Origin of the sequence: Ensifer sp. Root142 (assembly GCF_001426785.1) — a bacterium.
Taxonomy (GTDB): domain Bacteria; phylum Pseudomonadota; class Alphaproteobacteria; order Rhizobiales; family Rhizobiaceae; genus Ensifer; species Ensifer canadensis.
In genome coordinates this window covers 32419-47467 of sequence record NZ_LMFK01000024.1, presented here as the reverse complement: position 1 = coordinate 47467, position 15049 = coordinate 32419, and the positions used below count along the sequence as shown (strand labels likewise).

Here is a 15049-nt window from a genome sequence, read left to right as displayed (position 1 = left end):
TCTTCCACCGAGATCTCGTCGAACGGGTTCATCGACATCTTCACGTTGGCAAGCTCGACACCCGAGCCGTCAGCCTTCACCCGGATCTTGACGTTGTAGTCAACCACCCGCTTGACCGTCACAAGTATTTTCATGGATTCTTCCCTCCAAGAGCTTTCGCAGGAAAATGCGCCTTAACGGAGCCGCCTGATTGTCGGTTGGCGACATCGATACGCGTTTTTTCTCCAATTACAATCACTGTGCATGACGCTAAATCGATATAATCCCGAGAATTGGAATAACGTTTACGTACACGTAAGAAAGTGAGCTGACAAGACCTCTTCGCAGATGCGGCATGACGGTTCTTTCGCGATCATGCGGCGACGATCAAGCCTTTGAAATGGTGACGAAACCGGGGCGCTGGAAATGCCAAGCCGGCGGTTTCAAACGGTTGGTCGACCCCAGGGTGTCGGCGGCTTCCGCGTTTCCGGCGTGGGTTGCGGCGTGACGACGACGGACTCCACCTTATGCTCGACGGCGCGCGGCGTGACGATCGTCCGGTCGAAGAGCGGCACGCCGCGGCGTCGCAAAATGACCACGAGGACAAGCCCGGCAACGATGCCGCCGACATGGGCGCTCCACGAGACGCCGCTGCCCGGATCGACCACCAGCATGAAGAATTGCTGCCCGATCCAGAAGGCGAGCGGAATGGCCGCCGGCAGGGGCAGGGGGATGCGGAAAAACACCAGCACCCAGACGCGCACCTTCGGATGCAACAGGAAATAGGCGGCGACCACGCCGGAGATCGCACCCGATGCGCCGATCAGAGGCGCTTCCGATGCCGGGTCGAACAGGCCATGGGCCAAGGCCCCGGCAGCGGCACAGGCAAGGTAGAACAGCAGAAAGCGAAAGTGCCCGAGCGCATCTTCGACATTGTCGCCGAACACCCAGAGAAACAGCATGTTCATCGCCAGATGCATGAAGCCGCCATGCAGGAAGGAATAGGTGATGAAGGTGAAACCGTCGGGCACGATGATCAGCGACGGATCGAGCTGGGCATAATCGAAGATGAGCGCCGGGATATAGCCGAAGCCCAGAAGCGTCGCGTTGGCGAACTCTTCCGTGGCGATCGGCCCGGTTATCAGCCAAACAACGATGTTGATGACAATCAGGCTGATCGTCACATACTGAACCTTGATGTGCTTCAGGGTGTTCTTATCGTGAAGCGGTATGAACATGCGGTCTCCCGAAGCGTGATTCTACGGCGCCGCGCCTGTCCAGACGCGCAATGGTCGCCGTAACACTTTGTTTTACTGCACAGTCTCACCTTTTAATCGAGCCCGACTTAAGGGTGAGATTGTGCAGTGGGGAAACGTTATCTGTTTTTGCCGGGAATCCAAAGGACGTCGGCATGGCCCTTGTCGTTTGCCCAACGGGCGGCGACGAACAGGAAATCCGACAGCCGGTTGATATATGCGATCGCCTCGCGGCTGACGATTTCGGCTTCGAGCTGGGCAAGTGCCACCATCTGCCGTTCGGCACGCCGGGCGACGGTTCGCGCCACATGCAGTGCGGCCGATGCGGCGCTGCCGGCCGGCAGAACGAAGGAGCGCAGGGGTTCGAGATCGGCGTTCAGCCGATCGATTTCGGTTTCGAGCCAGGTGACTTGGCTTGCGACGATGCGAAGCGGCTCGTATTCCGGCTTCTCGCCGGTGTCGGGTGTCGCGAGATCGGCGCCGAGATCGAAGAGATCGTTCTGGATCCGCATCAAGGTGGCATCGAGATCGGCGACATCGGCGGTGTGTTGCCGGGCAAGCCCGACAAAGGCGTTGGTCTCGTCGACTGCGCCATAGGCATCGACCCTGAGATCGCTCTTCAGGCGGCGCGGACCGGAGACGAGCCCGGTGGTGCCGTTGTCGCCCGTCCGGGTGTAGATCTTGTTGAGCTTGACCATGGTGTCGTCACGTTCCTTAGGCGGGGCGGCCGCCGCCGGTGATCCATAGCGTCAGCATGATCAATACGATCGCGACTGCCTGCAGCAGTACACGGGCCTGCATCAGCTTGTTGGATTTGCTGCTGCTGCCACCCCTCATCATGTTCAAGAGGCCGCGGATCAGAACGATGACGACCAGCCCCATGACGAACAGGGTCAGGCCGGTGACGAAACTGGACATCGAATGCTCCCTTGCGTTTTCACTCAGCCGAGTCGGCCGATAATGCGGTAAAACAATGCTGCCGGCAGGAGCTTCTTCAGGAACGCGCCCTGCTTGGCGGGCCTTGTTACAATATAGTGCGGTTTCGGTCTCTTTGCCGCCAGCGCGTGCTTTAGGACTGCATATACGGCATCCGGTCCAAGCTTGCCCGCGACCGGTTTGCTCTCGCCTTTCAGGCGACGCATCTGCCGCTCGTACTCGGCGCGGTGGACCGAATTCTTCAGGTCGATGAAGCGCTCGATATAGGTCACGGCATTGGCGGTGAATTTCGAGGCGATCGGCCCCGGCTCGATCAGGCTGACCTTGATGCCACTTCCGGCGAGTTCCATTCTCAGGGTCAGCGACAGCGCCTCGATCGCAAACTTCGATGCGTTATAGGCGCCGCGCCAGCGGTAGGGCACAATGCCGAGGATGGAGGAGCATTGCACGATGCGGCCGCTTCCGCGCGCCCGCATGGCGGGGATCACCCGGCGCGTCAGGTCGTGCCAGCCGATGACATTGGTTTCGAGCTGCAGCCGGAGCGCCTCGGTCGGCAGGTCCTCGACCGCGCCGGCTTGGCCGTAGGCGCCGTTGTTGAACAGCGCATCGATGCGCCCGCCCGAGCGCGCCATCACCGCTTCGACCAGGGCGGCGATCGTTTCCGGCTTGGTATAGTCCATCAGGAAGGTCTCGATGCCTTGGCTTTCAAGGGCGCCTCGATCTTCGTCACGGCGCACGGTCGCAAACACCCGCCAGCCGTCCGCATGCAGCGCGTGGGCGCAATGGGCGCCGATCCCGGATGAACAACCGGTGACAATGATTGTGGGACGATCGGACATCCTGTCGATTCCTGTAGCAATCCTGCCCCCGTTTCCCATATTCATCGGCGGGATACAATTGAATTGCGCGAGCCGAAACCCGTGTACGCTGTCGCGGTCGGACGAGCGTCAATGCCATGGAACGGCGCCGCAGGATCCGCATGCGAAGGCACGCGACGGCGGCGCCACTGGGCCGGAGTGGAAATGCCAGCGTTTATTCGCATCACCTGGAAAGTCGTGTTCGATGCGCTATGGCACTTCAGTCTGGACGACGGCTGGGCCATGGCGAGCCATGTGGCGCTTTCGTCCCTGCTTGCTGTCTTCCCCTTCCTGATTTTCGGCACGGCGCTCGGCAGCTTCCTTGGTGCCGATCAGTTTGCCGAGACTGCGGTCCATCTCATTTTCGACGCCTGGCCGGAATCGATCGCTACCCCGATCGCCAACGAGATCGTCCAGGTGTTGACCATTCCGCGTGGCGGCCTGTTGACCGTTTCGGTGCTCGCGGCCGCCTATTTCGCCTCGAATGGGGTCGAGGCCTTGCGGGTCTCGCTCAACCGCGCCTACCGGGTGACGGAAAGCCGCTACTGGTATGTGACGCGCCTTGCCAGCCTCGGGTTTGTGATTGCCGGGGTGCTGATCCTGGCGGCGCTGAGCATCCTGCTCGTCGCCGTGCCGCTGGCGCTTCGTTATGCCGGCGAATGGCTGCCCTGGCTCGACGGCGTGCTGGCAACCGTCGACAACTGGAGTCTGCCACTGGCCCTGGTCGTGGTGACGGGCGGGCTCCTGGTGTCGCATCTCTGGCTACCGGACGGTCACCGCAAAGTGATTGACGTGCTGCCCGGTATTTTCTTGACGCTGCTCTGCTGGACGATCGGCGGCTACACCTTCGCCTATTATCTTTCGACCTTTGCGACCTATGTCTCGACCTATGCCGGTCTCGCTTCGATCATGATCGTACTGGTGTTCCTCTATATGGTCGCGGCGATCTTCATCATCGGCGCAGAGATCAATGCGGCGATCCTCAAATACCGGGTCAAGCGCATGGTGCGGCGCAGCTTCCAGAGCCCCCGCACTACCGAGGACTGAATTCCATCAGAGGACCAAAGCACGGATGTCGGCCGGCGAGCGGCCGGCCTCGCGGAAGGCCGAGATGCCAGTGTCACGATTGCTCTTGGAAAGCTTGCGGCCGTCGGCGCCGAGCAGCAGGCGGTGATGGTGGTAGACCGGCTCCGGCAGGTCCAGCAGCCGCTGCAGCAGGCGGTGCACCGCGGTTGCATGATAAAGGTCGCGGCCGCGCACCACGTGCGTTATGCCTTGCAGTGCATCGTCGACGATAACAGACAGATGGTAGCTCGACGGCGCATCGGAGCGCGACAGGATGATGTCGCCCCAGGCCGCCGGATCCGCCGTTATGAGGCCCGTCTCTCCATCTGGCCCGCTGCCGGTTTCCTGCCAGGTCAGCGGCGGTGCGCCCGCCGCAAGCACCGCCTTTTTCATGTCCAGCCGCCAGGCATGGGGCTTGTCGCCGGCAACGATGGCATTGCGCGCATCGGCCCCCAGATCGCGCTCGCGCTCTGGGTAGAGCGGCGCGCCGTCCGGATCGCGCGGCCAGGCATTGCCGCGGGCTTCGGCATCGGCAACCGCCGCCTTGATCTCGCCGCGTGACAGGACCGAGGGATAGACGAGGCCCATGTCGTTCAGCCGCTGGAGTGCGGACGCATATAGGTCGAGGTGGTCCGATTGCCGGCGCACCGGCTGTTCCCATTCAAGCCCGAGCCAGGCGAGATCGCTAGAGATCGCGGCCTCGAATTGCGGATGGCAGCGCGTCCGGTCGATATCCTCGATGCGCAACAGGAACCGTCCGCCCGACGCTTTTGCCATATCGTGGTTGAGGATTGCCGACAGCGCGTGGCCCAGATGCAAAAGGCCGTTCGGGCTCGGTGCGAAACGGAAAACGGGTTGCGTGGATGACGTGTCTGCCATCGTTTCCCTTTGGCATGGAAGCGGTATAAAAATCATCCGCTTTTTGGAGGCGCCATGCGGATCATCCGAACACATGAGGACATCGAGGCGGGGCTTGCCGGCCTGATGATGCTCGACGCCCGTCTCGAACATGTCGTGGCCAGGGCCGGGCCGGTGCCGCTCAGGCGAACCGACCCAGGCTATCGTGGTATCGCCAGCATCATCGTGTCGCAGATGGTATCGAAGGCAAGCGCTGCGGCGATCTGGAAACGCATGGAAGCCTCGCTCGGCGAGATTACCGCACCTGCCGCCCTGACGCTCAGCGACGAGGATTGCCGGGCGATCGGGCTTTCCCGCGCCAAGGCCGATGCGCTGAGGCGGGTTGCGCAGGTGGTCGTTGCCGGCGAAATCGACCTCGACGCGATCTGCAATGTCGAAGCCCCGGAGGCGATCCGCGAGCTGACGACCATCAAGGGCGTCGGCCGCTGGACGGCGGAGGTCTATCTCTTGTTTTGTGCCGGGCATCCGGATGTCTTTCCATCCGGCGATGTCGCGCTTCAGAACGCGATCGGCCACGGGCTCGGTCTCGAACTGCGCCCGACCGCCCGCGAGATTGATTCGCTGGCCGCGTCCTGGGCGCCTTGGCGCAGCGTCGCGGCACGTCTGTTCTGGGCCTATTACGCCCAAGAAATGCGGCGGGATGCTGTTCCTGTGACACCTTGAAGGAAAAAGCGAATCCGTTGTTCGCTTTTTTCTTTCCGGCTTCACAATCCTGTTGCAACGGGCCTAATATAGAAGGTGCAGATGCCGAATCGATCAGGAGAATACGCTTGACGATTGCAGTCTCACCGCAGGCCTTACCAGCGCTCGTCTTGAACGCTGACTATCGGCCGCTGAGTTATTACCCCTTGTCGCTCTGGTCCTGGCAGGACGCGATCAAGGCCGTCTTCCTTGACCGTGTGATTATCCTTGCGGAATACGAGCATTCGGTCTCCTCGCCCAGCTTCTCGATGCGGTTGCCGAGCGTGGTTTGCCTCAAGAGCTACGTGCAGCCGTCGCGTCATCCGGCGTTCACCCGGTTCAACGTCTTCCTGCGCGACAAGTTCGAATGCCAGTATTGCGGCACGCCCGACGACCTGACCTTCGACCACGTGGTGCCCCGCGCCCATGGTGGCCAGACGACCTGGGAAAACGTCGTTGCGGCCTGCTCGCCCTGCAATTTGCGCAAGGGCAGCAAGCTGCCGAAGCAGGCCGGCATGTTCCCGCACCAGAGGCCCTACCAGCCAACGGTGCAGGACCTGCACAACAATGGCCGGCTTTTCCCGCCGAACCACCTGCATGAAAGCTGGATGGACTATCTCTACTGGGATGTCGAACTGCAGCCCTGAGGCATTTGGACCATTGCTTTCTGGACGAAGTCCGGCCCTGAGCTGGGGCATGGAGCACGCCGCGTGATCCTTCATCATGCGGCGTTACTTTTGGGTCGGCCGTTCCGGCCTCGCAGATCAGGCCTTTGCGGCGCCGCGCAAGGCGATCGCTGCAAAGATCAGGCTGGCAATCACGTTCCAACCGGCAAAGGACAAGCCGAGCACCCGAAGCGCCGCCTCGGTGCAGGACGGGCCGTGCTTGGAATCGAGGTCGCCCAGGAGATCGCCGACATTGGACGATACGCCCTGCGCTGTCGTGGCGCAGGTCGACGGACCTTCCCAGAAGCCCCATTCGGCGCCCGAGTGATAGACGCCCATGCCGGCGCCGACGAGCATCAGGATGCCGATCGCCAGAAGCAGGGTGCGCGTCGTCCAGGTCGGCAGCTTCAAGGCGCTGGTGATAACAGCCAGAATGCCGAGCGGAATGCCGTAGTAGTAGGGATCGCGCTGCAGCAGGCAGAGCGCACAGGGGATATATCCGCCGATATGCTCGAAACCGAGCGCACCGCCGACGGTCGCCGCCATGCCGAGCGTCAGGAGAACGGCGATGAACAGGTGGTGGCGGGTAGCGGTGGAAGCGTCGATCATGCGTACCTCATGCTGGAAAGCATAACGGATCAGTATCCGGCATATGCTGCATTGCAACTGAATAAGGCCTTCTTAGGTGCGACGGCGCGTGCTGTAAATCGCGTCCTCTGCGTCATGTTTGCACGCTTTCGTGATTGTCGCTCCGCCAAGCCGTGTCGCGATCTCTTGGGATCGCTTGCCGCACGTTTGCGTTCCTGCTTTTGTGCATGCCGTAGTCGCAAAACCGGTGCACACTTTTGGGCGACGTGCTTTCGTTGAAATTGATGGTTGACCACGGCAAAAACCTTCGTGTAAATCCCAGCCGCTGATATCTTATATCCCTGAGCCCCATTGGCGGAATTGGTAGACGCGCTCGACTCAAAATCGAGTTCCGAAAGGAGTGCTGGTTCGACCCCGGCATGGGGCACCATCACTCAGTTTTTCCCGCACCGGTCGATCCCGCATCCCATCTTTGACGTCCGTGAGTGGCGAATCTGTCTACTGCCCGCTTGATGCGAGCCACTGCAACAGGGGCGCCATCGGCAACATCCTGCTGACCATCCTCGGGCCTGCAATCGTGGCGCTGACATAGACAGTGAGGTCGCCCTCGTCATGCCGGGTCATTGAACAGAGGCGGGCGAAGATGTTAGGTGCAGTGCAGCAGAAGTCTGTTGCGGCGGGGCCATGTTACCGACAATCGAGAATTACGACGAACTCTACGGCGCTTTCCAGTGGCAGATCCCCGAGAAGTTCAACATCGGCGTCGCGGTGAGCGATGCCTGGGCGGCAAAAGAGCCGGAGCGCATCTGCCTTCAGCATTTCAACCCGGATGGCGGCCATCGAACGCTGACTTACGGCGCCTTCTCCCAGCAATCCTCGGCCTTCGCGCGCGGGCTTGAACGCCAGGGGATCAGGCCGGGGGACCGGGTGGCGATATTGTTGCCACAAGGGTTCGAGGCTGCCATCGCGCACGCCGCCATCTACAAGCTCGGCGCGATCGCCCTGCCGCTGGCCCTGCTGTTTGGAGTAGAGGCGTTGGAGTACCGCCTGCTGGACGCAGGTGCTGCGGCAATCGTCACCAATGCTTTCGGTCATGAGCGGGTCGCGGCCATCCGTGACCGGCTGCCGGATCTACGGCTGGTCGTGCTGGCCGGCGCCGAACGCGTTCCCGGCACGCTCGACTTCACCGACCTTGCCTCAGGCGATGCCGATGGTTTTGTTGCCGCCGATACCACGCCCGACGATGCGGCATTGATGATCTACACCTCAGGGACGACAGGGCCGCCCAAGGGCGCGCTGCATGGCCACCGGGTGCTGCTCGGCCATCTGCCGGGGTTTCAGTTTCACCATCATTTCCTGCCGCAACCGGGTGATCGGATGTGGACGCCTGCGGACTGGGCCTGGGCGGGCGGATTGCTGAACGCGCTCTTGCCTTCGCTGCTGCTCGGCGTCCCCGTCGTCTCGTCACCGGCGCAGAAGTTCGATCCGGACACCGCCTTTCGCATTCTGGAAGAGATGGATGTCCGCAACGCCTTCATTCCGCCGACGGCGCTGCGGCTGATGAAGGCGATCGAAATGCCACGCGAGCGATATCGTCTCAACCTCAGAACCATCGGCTCGGCCGGCGAGGCGCTCGGGCGCGAAACCTTCGAATGGGCCAGGGCCGCGCTCGGCCTCGATGTCAGCGAGTTCTATGGCCAGACGGAGTGCAACATCGTCATTTCGTCCGCCGCTGATCTCGGTGTGGTAAAGCCTGGCTCGATGGGCAAGGCGGCGCCGGGGCATCGCGTGGCGATCATCGATGCCGACGGCCGGGAGTTGCCGGCGGGAGCCGTCGGCCAGGTGGCGATCCGACGGCCGGATCCGGTGATGTTTCTCGGCTACTGGAAGAACGACAAGGCCACCGAAGCAAAGTTCATCGGCGACTGGATGACAACCGGCGACCAGGGCGTGATGGACGGCGAAGGTTATTTCACCTTCTTCGGGCGCGATGACGACGTGATCACCTCTTCGGGCTATCGCATCGGTCCTGGAGAGATCGAGGACTGCCTTGCCGGCCATCCGGATGTGCAGCTGGCCGCGGCCGTCGGAAAGCCCGACGCGCTGCGCACGGAAATCGTCAAGGCCTATGTCGTTCTGAGACCGGGTGTGGCTGGCGACGAAAAGACGGCCCAGTCCGTCCGCGACTGGGTGAAGACGCGGCTGTCGATGCACGAATATCCGCGCGAGATCGCCTTCGTAGACAGCCTGCCGCTGACGACATCGGGCAAGGTCATTCGCCGGTTCCTGCGCGAGCGGGCAGCGGCGGAGCCGCCGCACTCACCCTCGGCCTGAACGAGGTCACCGCCCGGCGAGCGCCTTGATCTTTTCGCGCAGCATCCGCGCCATGTTGCGGGTGTTGCGGTAGAGGTGCAGCTGGGCAGCGACCTGGCGGACGTCGCGGTCGCGCGTCTGCTGCAGGCCGATGACGAGTGTTCCCATCTCTTCGCGTTCCTGCCAGAAGCGGCTCATGATCGGGTGGTCGGGAACGGCGCAGGAATCCGAGCGGGCGATGTTGGCGTCATCGAGGTGCCATTCGGTCAGCTCCGCCAGCAGCAGCTTGCCGGGCGAAAACTTCGCGTAACGTTCGTCGTAGGCCGTCTTCCATGTATAGGCCTCGCCCGACATCAGGAACACCACCATCGAGGCGATCGCCTTGCCGTCGAGATCGAGCGTGTGGATGCGGACGCTGTCTGCTTCGGCGAGGTTGGTGATTGCCTCGCGGGCAAAGGCTGCGCGGAACCGGTCCAGCACCATGGCGCTCCGCTCGCGACCCTTCCAGCCGGACGCTTCCAGCGCAAGGAACTCCTCCATGCGAATGCGGATCTCGCTCGGCTGGCGCGCGACCGAATAGGCAAGCTGCCCGCGTTTTTCCAGCTGATTCCATTGGCGTCGCAATTCGCGGAAATGTGCCGGGCTGATCGATTTCTTCAGATAAGTCGGACCGTCGAGCAGGCTTTCGAGCATCGGCCGGCTGAACGTGTCGGTTACCGTCAGCGGCAGGTTCCGGCCGATGGCGACGGCGCGCGCCAGCTGCGCGAACTTGCCCTTGAGGCGTAGATCCGGCAGCACGAGAACCGGGGGGAGGCTTGCCGACGGATTGGTCAGGGCCTCGAACAGGTTGTCGATGGTTTCGGCGGCGTCTTCGGCATCGAGCAGCGGCACGCCAAGCGGACCGAAGGGATTGGACCAGGCGCGGATGATCGAGGCGCCAATCGAAAAACCGGGCTTCTCGATCGAATACGGCATCAGGAAGCGCATGCGGCTGCGGCGCTCGTCATTGTCCCTTATGATGGCCAGCCGGATCACGCGTTCCTCGAGCCTGGGCATCGCCGGCGCCAGGAAATGGCCGGTGAAGAACACGTTCGGCTCAAGCGCCCGGTTCGACAGGAAGTCGAGCTCACGCTGCAATTCGTAGCCGGCCTTGGCCGGGTAGATCGAAAGATGCCGTCCGGGGCGCCCGACCTCGAGCATGTGCTCGGCCTGCGGATGGGAGTGGCCCATCGGTGCCAGCCCGCCAAGAATGCGAGCAGCCCTATCGTCTGCGTCAGCGGGAAGATTGGTATTGCCGATCATGGATGGATCGCCCCGTTGTTGTCATGGCTCGAACGCCCGCTTGCGAAAGCGAAGAGTGCGAAGCCAAAGGTGCGCCTTACGGCGAAATGAAGCAGCATAGCCTCGACGAACATAGCACCGGCGGTTGCAAATGCAGCACCGGTTAGTCCGAAAAGTGGAATGAGGCACAAGTTTAGCGTGATGTTGGCCACCAGTGCGCCGGCGTAAAGGATCACGCAGAGCATCTGCTGGCCGGCCATCGTCAGCAGGATTTCGGCAGGTCCGATGAAGGCCTTGGCCATGATGCCGGCAAAGAGGATGGCCATCAGCGGCAGCCCGCCGAGGAAAGCGGGACCGAAGAGCGAGAGCAGGAAGGGGCCGGCAAGCAGGACCGCTGCGCCGACCATGAGCGACGGCCAGAATGCCCAGCGCGCGCTTTCGACGGCGATGCCTGCCAATTGCCTGCGGTCGCGTGCGGCCATGGCGCCTGCAATCCGTGGGCCGGCGGCCGCCTTGACTGCGAACATGACGAAGTGCACCAGCGCCATCGTCTTGGCGGCGGCGAAATAGACCGCGACATCGTCGGGCTTGAGATAGACGCCGACGATGACGACGTCGGAATTGGTGAGCAGGAAGCCAAAGCCGTCGATCAGGAAGATCGGCACCGCGACCTTGAGCCATCGTCCCATTTCGATGCGAAGCGGGCCGCTGACATAGCGCGAACGCAGGCGCCAGGTGAGGGCGAGGAATTGGCTGACGGTCGTGACATAGGCGGCGGCCATGGCTGCCGCGATGGCGGTCGGCGCCGTATGCGGCTCGCCCATCGTTGTTGCCAGCACCATGAAACCGAGCACAAGCAGCGGGCGAATGATGAATGTCGGGCTCATTGCCGAAAGCGGCCAGCCATGGGCGCGGGCGGTGCCGTCCATCACATCGCCAAGCGCGATCATCGGCAATGTGAACAGGCCGAGATAGAGCGGAACGAGATAGTAGTCCTCGATCCGGTCGGCGAAGAGCCACAACCCCAGGAAGCCGACGATGGCCAGTGTGCTTGCCGACATCAGCGCAAAGATCCGGGCGGTGGTCGTCAGCCCGCGAATTTCAGCGAGCGCGGAGGTTGCCTGATACTCAGGCAGGAAGCGGATGACGGCGGAATGGAAGCCGACGCAGGACAGGTTGCCGAACAGGATCACCAACACCCAGACGAAGACGAAGATGCCGTATTCGAACTCGCCCATCAGGCGTGCAAGAATGATCTGGGAGAGGAATGCGATTGCGGCGCTGAGGATGCGGATGACGAAGGCGACAAGCGCCATACGTCGCGCCGTATTCTTCGGGTCCTGTTCGGTCAGGGCGGCGACCAGCACGCCGATGAGCGGAGACAGGCGGTGTCGCAGCGCCGACGGCAGCATTCGTCCGGCTGTTTGACATACCGCCATGAACACGAGAACACCCTGAGATTACGCAATACAGGGTTTGGTTGTGCCAGATCAGCGTTAACAAACGGTTCAGTCGGGGTCCTTGCCTCAGGGAAAGGGGCCGATCGGATGCTGCTGGATCGCCGGCCGTGAGCACGATGGTCGAACGGCAAAGCGGGCAACTCTGTGCCTGGCGACAGGGCGGTCTGCGCGCTTTGCGGCCCCACAAACAAAAATGCCGCCCGGAGGCGGCATCTTCAGATCAGGCTTCGTAAATTCCGTGGCAATGCTTGTACTTCTTGCCGGAACCGCACGGGCAGGCTTCGTTGCGCGAGACCTTGCCCCAGGTCGACGGATCGGCCGGGTTGCGGTTTGCCGGTGCGACCGCCAGCAGCGAGTCGGAGCCGCGACCGAAATCGTCTTCGCCGGTCAGAGGGTCGATATGGTGACCTTCCATCAGCGGCGGCGCCGGCTGCGGCGCCTCGGCCGCTTCGCGGACCAATTCGACGCGCATGAGCTGGGCCGTCACGGCCTGGCGCAGGTTGCCGAGCAGGGCCTGGAACAGTTCGAAGGCCTCGGACTTGTATTCCTGCAGCGGGTCGCGCTGGGCATAGCCGCGGAAACCGATGACCGAACGCAGATGGTCGAGATTGACGATGTGTTCGCGCCAGAGGTGGTCGAGTGTCTGCAGGATGACCGAGCGCTCGACATATTGCATGATCTCGGGACCGAAACGCTCGGCACGGTCGGCAACCGCCTTGTCGGTGGCCGCCGTCACACGCTCGAGGATGTCCGCCTCGTCGATGCCTTCTTCGGCTGCCCATTCGGCGATCGGCAGGTCGAGGTTGAGGTACTGCTGCACGTCGGCCTTGAGGCCTTCGACGTCCCACTGCTCGGCATAGGCCCGCTCGGGGATGCGCTTGGAAACGATGTCCTCAATGACTTCGGTGCGCATGTCGGTGACGGTTTCGGTGACGCTCTCGGCATCCATCAGCTCGATGCGCTGCTCGAAGATCACCTTGCGCTGGTCGTTGAGCACGTCGTCGTACTTCAGAAGGTTTTTGCGGATGTCGAAGTTGCGGGCTTCGACCTTCTTCTGCGCACGCTCGAGCGCCTTGTTGATCCAGGGGTGGACGATCGACTCGCCTTCCTTGAGGCCGAGCTTCTGTAGCATGCCGTCCATGCGGTCGGAGCCGAAGATGCGCATCAGGTCGTCCTGAAGCGACAGGTAGAACTTGGACCGGCCGGGGTCGCCCTGACGGCCGGAACGGCCGCGCAGCTGATTGTCGATACGGCGGCTTTCGTGGCGTTCGGTGGCGAGAACATAAAGTCCGCCGGCTGCCAGCGCCTTTTCCTTCAGCTGCTGCACCTCGGCGCGGATCGCCTGTTCGCGGTCGTTGCGCTCGGGGCCGGGCTCGACCTCTGCGAGTTCCTGCTGGATGCGCATGTCGACGTTGCCGCCGAGCTGGATGTCGGTACCGCGACCGGCCATGTTGGTGGCGATCGTCACCGCACCCGGTACACCGGCCTGGGCCACGATGAAGGCTTCCTGCTCGTGATAGCGCGCGTTCAGCACCTGGAAGTTGTCGAACCCGGACTTCTTGAGCAGATCGGCAAGCTGTTCGGACTTCTCGATCGACGTGGTGCCGACCAGCATCGGCTGGCCGCGCTCGTGCGCCGACTTGATCTCGTCGATGATCGCCTTGAGCTTCTCGCCCTGCGTACGATAGACTTCGTCGTCCTCGTCGATACGCTTGATCGGCAGGTTGGTCGGAACTTCAATGACTTCCAGGCCGTAGATGTTGCCGAATTCTTCTGCTTCGGTGGAGGCCGTACCGGTCATGCCGCCGAGCTTGGAATACATGCGGAAATAGTTCTGGAAGGTGATCGAGGCGAGCGTCTGGTTCTCGGGCTGGATCTGCACCTTTTCCTTGGCTTCGAGCGCCTGGTGCTGGCCTTCGGAATAGCGGCGGCCCGGCATCATGCGGCCGGTGAACTCGTCGATGATGACGATCTCGTCGTTGCGTACGATGTAGTCCTTGTCGCGCTGGAACAGCTTGTGGGCCTTGAGCGCGTTGTTGACGTGGTGGACGATCGCAACGTTTTCGATGTCGTAGAGCGATTCACCCTTGAGCAGGCCGGCCTGCTTCAAGAGGTTTTCAAGCTTCTCGGTGCCTTCTTCGGAGAAGTTGGCTGAGCGCTGCTTCTCGTCGATCTCGTAGTCTTCCGGCGAGAGCATCGGAATGAACTCGTTGATCGTGTTGTAGAGATCGGAGCGGTCGTCGAGCGGGCCGGAAATGATCAGCGGCGTGCGCGCTTCGTCGACGAGAATCGAGTCCACTTCGTCGACGATGGCGAAGAAGTGGCCGCGCTGGACCATCTGCGCGCGCTCATACTTCATGTTGTCGCGCAGATAGTCGAAGCCGAGCTCGTTATTGGTTGCGTAGGTGATGTCGCAGGCGTAGGCCGCGTGGCGCTGGTCGTCGGTGAGGCCGTGGACGATCACGCCGGTCGACAGGCCGAGGAAGCTGTAGACGCGGCCCATGGTGGCGGCGTCGCGCTGGGCCAGGTAGTCGTTGACGGTGACAACGTGCACGCCCTTGCTGGCAAGCGCGTTGAGATAGACGGGCAGGGTCGCGACGAGTGTCTTGCCTTCGCCGGTCTTCATTTCGGCAATGGCGCGCTCATGCAGGATCATGCCGCCGACCAGCTGCACATCGAAGGGGCGCAGGCCGAGGACGCGGCGGGCCGCCTCGCGGGCAACGGCAAAAGCCGGTACCAGCAGATCGTCGAGCGTCTTGCCGTCTGCGAACTCTTGGCGGAACTCCACGGTCTTGGCGGCGAGTGCCTCATCCGACAAAGCCTTCATATCGGCTTCAAGAGCGTTGATGGCATCCACTCTGGCCTTGTAGCCACGCACACGGCGTTCGTTGGAGGAGCCAAACAACTTGCGGGCTAGGCCGCCGAGACTGACCATATGAATGGTCCTTTCTTTTTTGTTGCCTTGGGTTCCACTGGCCGCACCGTCAAAACCGCGCAATGCCGTGAAACGCCCGGAAACTGTTCTGGACGCGAGGTTGCGTGACAGATAA

The 15049-nt window shown here is 62.2% G+C and carries 13 protein-coding genes and 1 tRNA gene; 5 read left to right on the top strand and 9 right to left on the bottom strand.

Going from position 1 to position 15049, the window contains the following annotated elements:
• Nucleotides 1–422: 422 nt before the first annotated feature.
• The 4 genes from ASD52_RS23255 to ASD52_RS23240 form a co-directional block, all read right to left on the bottom strand.
• Nucleotides 423–1217 carry a rhomboid family intramembrane serine protease gene (locus ASD52_RS23255; protein WP_025424628.1) on the bottom strand — a complete coding sequence of 265 codons (795 nt, stop codon included), beginning with the start codon at nucleotides 1215–1217 and terminating at the stop codon, nucleotides 423–425.
• A gap of 137 nt (nucleotides 1218–1354) precedes the next feature.
• Entirely contained in the window at nucleotides 1355–1933 is a 579-nt protein-coding gene (locus tag ASD52_RS23250; protein ID WP_025424627.1) for a cob(I)yrinic acid a,c-diamide adenosyltransferase, read from the bottom strand.
• Between the two features lie 16 nt (nucleotides 1934–1949).
• The gene (locus ASD52_RS23245; RefSeq protein ID WP_025424626.1) at nucleotides 1950–2153 is read right to left on the bottom strand and encodes a twin transmembrane helix small protein; all 204 of its coding nucleotides are present in this window, start codon (nucleotides 2151–2153) and stop codon (nucleotides 1950–1952) included.
• Between the two features lie 23 nt (nucleotides 2154–2176).
• Complete coding sequence (locus tag ASD52_RS23240; RefSeq protein WP_025424625.1) at nucleotides 2177–3010, bottom strand: SDR family oxidoreductase; 834 nt, start codon at nucleotides 3008–3010, stop codon at nucleotides 2177–2179.
• 183 nt (nucleotides 3011–3193) lie between these two features.
• Here ASD52_RS23240 and ASD52_RS23235 point away from each other — a divergent pair, with 183 nt between their 5' ends.
• Nucleotides 3194–4075, top strand: a complete 882-nt coding sequence (locus ASD52_RS23235; protein ID WP_025424624.1) for a YihY/virulence factor BrkB family protein — start codon at nucleotides 3194–3196, stop codon at nucleotides 4073–4075.
• Nucleotides 4076–4081: 6 nt separating this feature from the next.
• Here ASD52_RS23235 and gluQRS read toward each other — a convergent pair whose 3' ends face one another.
• Nucleotides 4082–4972, bottom strand: coding sequence for a tRNA glutamyl-Q(34) synthetase GluQRS (gene gluQRS / locus ASD52_RS23230; protein ID WP_025424623.1), 891 nt, complete (start codon nucleotides 4970–4972; stop codon nucleotides 4082–4084).
• 54 nt (nucleotides 4973–5026) lie between these two features.
• Between gluQRS and ASD52_RS23225 the strand changes: the two genes are divergently transcribed.
• Both ASD52_RS23225 and ASD52_RS23220 read left to right on the top strand, forming a co-directional pair.
• Nucleotides 5027–5674: a DNA-3-methyladenine glycosylase gene (locus tag ASD52_RS23225; RefSeq protein WP_025424622.1), complete on the top strand. Its 648-nt coding sequence runs from the start codon at nucleotides 5027–5029 to the stop codon at nucleotides 5672–5674.
• A gap of 107 nt (nucleotides 5675–5781) precedes the next feature.
• Nucleotides 5782–6339 carry an HNH endonuclease gene (locus tag ASD52_RS23220; RefSeq protein ID WP_025424621.1) on the top strand — a complete coding sequence of 186 codons (558 nt, stop codon included), beginning with the start codon at nucleotides 5782–5784 and terminating at the stop codon, nucleotides 6337–6339.
• Nucleotides 6340–6456: 117 nt separating this feature from the next.
• Here the strand turns inward: ASD52_RS23220 and ASD52_RS23215 are convergent, their stop codons facing one another.
• Nucleotides 6457–6966: a disulfide bond formation protein B gene (locus tag ASD52_RS23215; RefSeq protein WP_025424620.1), complete on the bottom strand. Its 510-nt coding sequence runs from the start codon at nucleotides 6964–6966 to the stop codon at nucleotides 6457–6459.
• Between the two features lie 324 nt (nucleotides 6967–7290).
• Between ASD52_RS23215 and ASD52_RS23210 the strand changes: the two genes are divergently transcribed.
• Together ASD52_RS23210 and ASD52_RS23205 are read left to right on the top strand one after the other, a co-directional pair.
• Nucleotides 7291–7375: transfer RNA gene (locus tag ASD52_RS23210), tRNA-Leu, on the top strand.
• Nucleotides 7376–7629: 254 nt separating this feature from the next.
• Nucleotides 7630–9279 (top strand): AMP-binding protein, encoded by a 1650-nt coding sequence (locus ASD52_RS23205; RefSeq protein ID WP_057210239.1) that lies wholly within the window; start codon nucleotides 7630–7632, stop codon nucleotides 9277–9279.
• A gap of 6 nt (nucleotides 9280–9285) precedes the next feature.
• On the opposite strand, the gene ASD52_RS23200 is transcribed toward ASD52_RS23205, so the two are convergent.
• The 3 genes from ASD52_RS23200 to secA all read right to left on the bottom strand — a co-directional run bounded on the left by ASD52_RS23200 (nucleotide 9286) and on the right by secA (nucleotide 14934).
• Nucleotides 9286–10560, bottom strand: coding sequence for a GNAT family N-acetyltransferase (locus tag ASD52_RS23200; protein ID WP_025424563.1), 1275 nt, complete (start codon nucleotides 10558–10560; stop codon nucleotides 9286–9288).
• Nucleotides 10557–11978 carry a lipopolysaccharide biosynthesis protein gene (locus ASD52_RS23195; protein ID WP_038575631.1) on the bottom strand — a complete coding sequence of 474 codons (1422 nt, stop codon included), beginning with the start codon at nucleotides 11976–11978 and terminating at the stop codon, nucleotides 10557–10559. The genes ASD52_RS23200 and ASD52_RS23195 overlap by 4 nt, the downstream gene beginning before the upstream one ends.
• Nucleotides 11979–12219: 241 nt before the next feature.
• Nucleotides 12220–14934, bottom strand: a complete 2715-nt coding sequence (secA, locus tag ASD52_RS23190) for a preprotein translocase subunit SecA (RefSeq protein WP_025424561.1) — start codon at nucleotides 14932–14934, stop codon at nucleotides 12220–12222.
• Between the last annotated feature and the right edge of the window lie 115 nt (nucleotides 14935–15049).